Source organism: Marivita sp. (assembly GCF_051251565.1).
Lineage (GTDB): Bacteria > Pseudomonadota > Alphaproteobacteria > Rhodobacterales > Rhodobacteraceae > Marivita.
In genome coordinates this window covers 1-6,518 of record NZ_JBPOFB010000040.1, presented here as the reverse complement: position 1 = coordinate 6,518, position 6,518 = coordinate 1, and the positions used below count along the sequence as shown (strand labels likewise).

6 protein-coding genes are annotated in these 6,518 nt (G+C 51.4%); 3 read left to right on the top strand and 3 right to left on the bottom strand.

All coding sequences use genetic code 11. The features are described from left to right. Window positions 1-626 precede the first annotated feature (626 nt). Together ACSHXH_RS18905 and ACSHXH_RS18900 are read left to right on the top strand one after the other, a co-directional pair. Window positions 627-1,880 carry a glycosyltransferase gene (locus tag ACSHXH_RS18905; RefSeq protein ID WP_435673354.1) on the top strand — a complete coding sequence of 418 codons (1,254 nt, stop codon included), beginning with the start codon at window positions 627-629 and terminating at the stop codon, window positions 1,878-1,880. Then, complete coding sequence (locus ACSHXH_RS18900; protein ID WP_435673353.1) at window positions 1,880-2,638, top strand: lysophospholipid acyltransferase family protein; 759 nt, start codon at window positions 1,880-1,882, stop codon at window positions 2,636-2,638. The genes ACSHXH_RS18905 and ACSHXH_RS18900 overlap by 1 nt, the downstream gene beginning before the upstream one ends. A gap of 415 nt (window positions 2,639-3,053) precedes the next feature. Here the strand turns inward: ACSHXH_RS18900 and ACSHXH_RS18895 are convergent, their stop codons facing one another. Beyond that, window positions 3,054-3,323, bottom strand: a complete 270-nt coding sequence (locus ACSHXH_RS18895; protein ID WP_435673352.1) for a hypothetical protein — start codon at window positions 3,321-3,323, stop codon at window positions 3,054-3,056. On the opposite strand from ACSHXH_RS18895, the gene ACSHXH_RS18890 reads away from it, so the two are divergent. Beyond that, window positions 3,322-4,029: an IS6 family transposase gene (locus ACSHXH_RS18890; RefSeq protein WP_435673351.1), complete on the top strand. Its 708-nt coding sequence runs from the start codon at window positions 3,322-3,324 to the stop codon at window positions 4,027-4,029. The genes ACSHXH_RS18895 and ACSHXH_RS18890 overlap by 2 nt on opposite strands. Before the next feature lie 903 nt (window positions 4,030-4,932). On the opposite strand, the gene ACSHXH_RS18885 is transcribed toward ACSHXH_RS18890, so the two are convergent. Together ACSHXH_RS18885 and ACSHXH_RS18880 are read right to left on the bottom strand one after the other, a co-directional pair. Next, window positions 4,933-5,424: a hypothetical protein gene (locus ACSHXH_RS18885; RefSeq protein ID WP_435673350.1), complete on the bottom strand. Its 492-nt coding sequence runs from the start codon at window positions 5,422-5,424 to the stop codon at window positions 4,933-4,935. 12 nt (window positions 5,425-5,436) lie between these two features. Then, a complete protein-coding gene (locus ACSHXH_RS18880; RefSeq protein WP_435673349.1) occupies window positions 5,437-6,189 on the bottom strand; it encodes a response regulator transcription factor in 753 nt (250 codons plus the stop codon). Window positions 6,190-6,518 lie beyond the last annotated feature (329 nt).

Below are 6,518 nucleotides of genomic sequence, written 5' to 3'. Positions count from 1 at the left end.
TTGTGTCGCAACAACAAACCAACCAGATGCACCGCCGTCATTCAAACCGCCCAGACACCAGATTCAGCCATAACTCATCATCTTGCAGCAGATGATAAATGGGGGACTCCGCGACAGGGTTTTTTCCGCTGAGGAGGTGGCCTCATGGCCAAGATCCACCTCCTCAGAAATGCTGCAGGACTGCCCATAAGGTCAGAGATCACACCGGAAATGATCTTGGGGGATGCGGAATTGGACTTTTCTCTGAAATTGCCTCTTTGATCCGAGTCACATTGATCTTCGTCAATTCCTTCAATCCGGGAATCAGACAGTTTGGCATTATCGGAAGAGGGAGCAAAAACAGAGAAGAAACTGGCGTAAGTCGCAAGGCGAACAAAGGTGACGAAGAACTGTCGATGCGTAGAAGCCTTTCGATCCGGGACCGTCATTTTCTGGCCAGCACAACCAGGGCAACTTGGGATGTGGCAGTCGGGAGAGGCGGTCCCGCGTTATTTATGCGTAAGCTTTTTTCGACAAATTGAAGAAACTGGAAGCAAGCAGAAAAGCTGACGACCAATGACAGCCGTCAACGGGGCAGACTCGTTAGCCGGTTACGCTTTGAATAACCAGTTTCTTGGGTGCTCCATATGAAAATCCTGATGTTCACAAATACCTATTTTCCGCGACTTGGCGGAGTAACACAAAGCATCGCGTTACTTCGCAAGGAACTGATCAAAGGCGGGCACTCCGTACTGATCGTCACCTCACGTCTGCCAGAGGTGGCACATCAAGAAGACGATGTTCTGCGGGTCCCCGTTCTTGCTCGTACAAGTTGCGCAGATTTGCCGTTTCCGATCATGTCGATGCGCGTTCGTCGTGAAATCCACGCTTTCGGACCGGACATCGTTCATGCGCATCACCCATTTCTGCTCGGACGAACCGCTCTACATACTGCTGCGTGGTTCGACATACCTATCGTTTACACCTTTCATACAAGGTATGATCTGTATGTCCGTGCCCTTGGAGGAGGGATCTGGCTCGAAAAACTAATACGTCGATCAATGATGGCGTTTTGTCAGACTGCGGATGCGGTGATCGCACCAAGTGACAGCATTCGATGCATGTTGAAGTCTTCGGGTCTGGCGACACCCGTCGTCACGATCCCCACTGGCATAAACGCTGGCCGTGTATCCGGCGGCGACCGCAGCCGCATGCGCAAATCTCTTGGTCTCAAGCCCGACGCCTTTGTCATTGGTCACATTGGCCGCCTTGAAGCCGAGAAGAATCTCGCCTTTCTGGCATCGGCCGTTGCAATCTTTTTGCGCAACTCGCCAACTGCCGTATTTCTCATTGGTGGCGATGGAACGCAGAAATGCGCCATGACGGAAAAACTGTCTGGATCTGGCGTCGCCGATCGGGTCATTTTTGCTGGTTCGTTGAAGGGCAGAGCCATTGCTGATGCCTTGTCTGCCATGGACATTTTTGTCTTTGCCTCCCTTACCGAAACCCAAGGGCTTGTTGTCACCGAGGCCCAAGCTGCGGGTCTTCCGGTCATCGCTCTTGATGCCCCCGGAGTTCATGAGGCCGTAACGCGGGGGGGAGGTTTCCTTCTTGATAGCCAAGCGAAGCCTGCGGCATTCGCCGACGCCCTTCAATCCTTTGAACGGCTCACGCAACCGGATAAAGATTTACTTCGCAAACAGGCATTTGACAGCGCAGCGCGGCATTCCTCCCGGAAGATGGCGGTGTCCATAGAAGACTTGTACGGAAGATTAATCGCAGAGTATTTGCCAAGTTCACCTCGCGGGGCATGGCGGGCGCGCATCACAAAAGAGCTGAAACTTTTCAAGAGCATGATGAGCCCCATCGATACGATGGCTGGCTCTAGAAAGAGCACGTAATGGTCTCTCGCCCGTATACGTCAGAGATTGCGCATCTGGTCGTCTCCATCTCGGTATGGGCGATCTCGAGCATTTTTGTAATATTTCTGCGACTTTTGAAAGCAACCTGGCGCTTCGATGCTTCCGGAAAACTGAAACTTGATGAGCTGTTAGAAGACGGCAAACCGACCATAATCGTGTTCTGGCATGGCAACATGGTGCCACTGCTGGCCGTTCTTGACAGGTACTCCGCCATGGTGCTCAGCAGCACGGGTTTTCGAGGCGCAGTTATCGGTCGGATCACTGAATCCTTTGGGAATCTGTCTCTTCAAGTCGGACATCGCCACACTCTTGGGTTGCTTCAGGACGTATTGATCAGACAGCCCGGTCTTTTGGCTATTGCCGCGGATGGACCACTCGGGCCGTATCACCAAGTTAAACGCGGAGCGGTCATTCTCTCGGCAACTTGTGCCGCTCGGATAGTGCCGGTTTCCGTACACGTTAGTCCAGCGGTGTCTCTCCGTCGGTGGGATCGCATGGTTCTTCCCCTACCCTTTGCCCATGTTTCTGTTCGTGTAGGGCGATCAATGCGCTTTCTTAAAAGTGACCTGAAAACGGCTGCTCGTGCCGGCGAAACCGTTCGCACTGCTCTCGAGGAATTGGAAAACTCCGGGCAGAGACATTGGATGAACCGAAAAACGGAAACGCAATCAAACAACGCAATACATATGTCCAAGCAAAAATTGAGCTCAGAGTGGTCTCAAGAGCGAATACGTTGACACACTTGCTAGCCTTAACTACGTCAAATCAGTCGCCCGTCGGTCCAACCGCATGGTTCGGACGCCTACCGACCGAGGTGCGGGAAACCAACCCCAGCGAAAAACCGGCCGAAGCCCCGACCGAGGTGCCTCCCTCCGAAGCACCCGAATACCCTGTGAACCCGCCGCCCGAATACAGCCCCGATGCTCCCCCGAGGTTCCCTGGGATATTCCGTCTCCGGATGGGCAGGCAATTCGTTTGCATGAGACACAGAGGCATCACGTTTAATCCGGAATGACCACAACTCTTGCGACGAATACCTTCCATGTCATAGAGGAAAAACGACAAGCCAACTCTTCGGGAAGCGGCGAAACGGTCGGTCTGCATAAACCTGAAAAAGCGCCTCAAAGACCAAACGGCTCTGCCAATGCAGAGTCAGCTATTGAGCGCTTCAGTCAGATAAGCCTTGGCCCGCAGCGGCCATTTCTCGGGTGTCCTCGGCGAGGGATCAGCCAGATGATCCAAAGCCAGACGTGCCCGTGTAACAAGCCGGAAAGTCGCATAGGTGGACTGCAACTCTGGTGACGGAGGCGCAAAGCCAGCATTTGCCAATTCCATTAGCAATCTATGGCCAAGCTCAGGGAGGGGTCTTGTCAGAAGGATTTGGGTTGAGGCGGGCAGGGCGGTTTCGTAACTTTTGCTCATGACAAAACCAGACCCTTTCAAGGGCTTTCACAGCAGCCCCGAGATTATCCGCCTCGCAGTCATGCTGTATGTTCGCTTCCCTTTATCGCTGAGAAACGTCGAAGATCTTTTGCATGAGCGCGGCATCGACATCAGCCATGAAACGGTGCGGTACTGGTGGAATAGATTTGGCCCAATATTCGCCGCTGAAATCCGCCGAAATCGGGTGAGCCGGATGCGCGCATATTCGAACTGGCAATGGCACCTCGACGAGGTTTTCGTGAAGATCAACGGCGAGATGCATTACCTTTGGCGTGCTGTTGATCACGAGGGCGAGGTGTTGGAAAGCTACGTGACAAAGCGCCGAGACCGCAAAGCAGCGTTGAAATTCCTTAGGAAAACCATGAAGCGTCACGGCCTCCCTCATATCCTGGTGACCGACAAACTCCGGTCTTATGGTGCGGCAATGAAAGACATCGGCAACGCTGGCCGACAGGAAACAGAACGCTGGAAAAACAATAGAGCTGAGAATTCACACTTGCCGTTTCGACGACGAGAACGGGCCATGCAGCGTTTCCGCAGCATGCGAAGTTTACAGAAATTCACCTTCGTTCATGCCTCCGTCTGCAATCATTTCAACCAGGAACGCGCCCTCTACAGCAGAGACAATTTCAAACTAAACCGTGCCGTCGCTCTTGCTGAATGGCGCCAGGTTTGTTCGGCATAAATTCCGATATTAGGGGGCATACTGAGACTGGTTCGAATCCGTCTGACAGCGCCCCTCGTGGAGGTCATTGAAATGCGCATAGAATGTCGACCGCGATGATGCGGTCAAATCCATCAGCGAGGAGATTGTCATGTCAGCAAACGGTCGCGACCAGGTGAAATCCAATACGGCGTTCACGATCTCCGCGCGCGTGCGTTCGGATTTTCCGATCTTCTCGATTGCCTGCGGCTGGGCTCGCAACGGGGACGTCGAAATTATTTTTGACCTGCTGTCAATTGTAGATGGTAAAGCGTCAAAAATCAAGGTCCGCTTTCGGGCTGCGCGACAATCGCGACAGTCGCAAACCGCAGATACCAGACACTCAAGTTTGGATGCCGACGGTCAGGTTTGTCCCGCAACTCGGTCGTTGATTCACCATGCAGAGAATGGCTGCTTTTCCTCGTTTTGTACGTGCGGAGTCTAGGAGCGCTGGCGCTTCATGTGATTAACAAAGAAAAGCACGGAGCCTGTCAGGTGGGGAGGATGGCAAGTCAAAAAGGAGATTGCAAGGGGGGGCTGTAGCCCATTATTGCAGTATAAGTAATTGATAAAAAATGAAAAATTCATTTTTGTTGGCGCCTCATACGTCTCCACGTAAACAGTTTAGCTTGTTGACATAAAATTATTATATAGGCTAGCGATAGTAAGCCACCCGAGACGCCATAGTTCAAGCTTCGGTTCTCGAACTCTTCTTCATTTCGTGAAGGAGCAGACCGCAGACCTTCGCTGCAGTTGGTGCCAGCGTCTTCATCGCCCGACCTTCGGCGAACGACAAAAATTCACGGGATAGGTGCGCAAAGGAAAATTCGACTGTCCTCGTGAAGGCCGATCCAAAATTTGGCTGGTACCATCAACCGCGCTTAATCAAATCGGATAGCCGAATTCCACAGACAATGACCAAAAGGCGCCATTAATATTCTTTAGCTCGGAAATCGCGTTGCTTATTTCGTCTAATGATGCGTCGTTGATAGTGTCATTGCGACCCATTTTCAGGTCATCCTTGCGATCAGCAATACGCATCATGATCGTTCGAGCGGAACCGCTTTTAGGATCGAATGCATAAATGCTGTGGCTGTAACGATTTCGTAGGGGTGAGATTTTCATCATGCGAGCAGTCAGGGCCAAAATTCGGCTTCGCTGCTCCACTGGTATCCTGTCCATCTTGGCCAGTCTTTCGACGAGATCGACCCTCGCACGCGTAGTATTCAAGGTTAAAAATATTACAACTGCGGTCGTTTTATCCGTGTCTGCGAGGCCGGCAATCAAATGTATCAGCATGCTCTCGGTATTTGTCCAAGCGTAGTTCAGTTTGCCAACAAGCAACAGAATCTGGTCAAAATCAGGTGATGAGGGCATTTCACGTTCTACTTAAAGCATCCCGTCATGATTGCCGTCGTGGTTCCGGTTAGGATCGACAAGCACCGAAGTATTGTACCATCTCGCAGCACAGGTGCGGTTCGAAACGCCAATTTTCTTTAGAATATTGTGGATATGAAGCTTCACCGTATGTTGTGACAGGTCGAGTTCCGATGCAATGTTCTTGTTTTGCATTCCGGCAGCAACCAGCCGAACCACATCCCATTCGCGCTTTGTGAGTTTAATGTCGGAACTTTCATTGGGCGTGTCTTGCAACGCTGGAATTGCATTCGCTTCAATCAACTCACTAGGCACCAATACTTCACCGCAAAGCAGCACGTTCATCACCGAAACCCATACGTCGACCTGGCTATTGAGCGGAAGAAATCCGACTTGTCTAAGGGCGTCTGAAGATGACCTTGCAGAAAACAGTTTGGCCGCAAGCCGCTCATCAAAATAAGATGCAATGATTTTCGATTTTCCGGCGGCCTCACGATAAACTTGCCAATGCTGGATCAAAGCTTCAATCCGCGTTTCTTCAATGACCACCAAAACGGCATTGCTGTTACCTTTGGTCAATTGAGCGAGTTCAGTCAGGTTCGATACCCGTATGAACTCAGCCCAGTCAAACTCCATTTGAAAGGTATCCAAAAGTCGCTGTGAAAAATATACTGGGCTCCCTAAGAAAATCACACACGGCTTTCTGGTAGCAGGCCGGCGACGTGTTTCATCCAAACCTGAAATCTCACAGTCAATATTTTTCAAAACGGTACTCCTTAAATTATCGTTAACGTTTCTCACTCGAAATCAATTGATCTCTATTGAATTTGTACCGGGCCAATCTGGTGCCGCGATAACTTGCTGTCGATGATAGCGGTCAATGGGCCGACATTTTGTTTGATCGGACACCGATCCCGGCCGTTCCAGCTTTGCGACCTTCGATGCAACGGGTTCTCGATCACCAAGAACCGCGGCAACTGACTGGTCGCCGCCGCGCGGTACCCACCCACCATTTACGGAGTTATTGTCAAATCTGGTGTCCAAGCGATCATCATGCGGCGGTTAGCTGCTGGTTTATTGGTTTGATGCCGTTG

Coding starts and splice junctions, on each gene's coding strand:
- ACSHXH_RS18885 (WP_435673350.1), bottom strand. CDS start 5,424: ATGCCCTCATCACCTGATTTTGACCAGATTCTGTTGCTTGTTGGCAAA.
- ACSHXH_RS18900 (WP_435673353.1), top strand. CDS start 1,880: ATGGTCTCTCGCCCGTATACGTCAGAGATTGCGCATCTGGTCGTCTCC.
- ACSHXH_RS18905 (WP_435673354.1), top strand. CDS start 627: ATGAAAATCCTGATGTTCACAAATACCTATTTTCCGCGACTTGGCGGA.
- ACSHXH_RS18895 (WP_435673352.1), bottom strand. CDS start 3,323: ATGAGCAAAAGTTACGAAACCGCCCTGCCCGCCTCAACCCAAATCCTT.
- ACSHXH_RS18890 (WP_435673351.1), top strand. CDS start 3,322: ATGACAAAACCAGACCCTTTCAAGGGCTTTCACAGCAGCCCCGAGATT.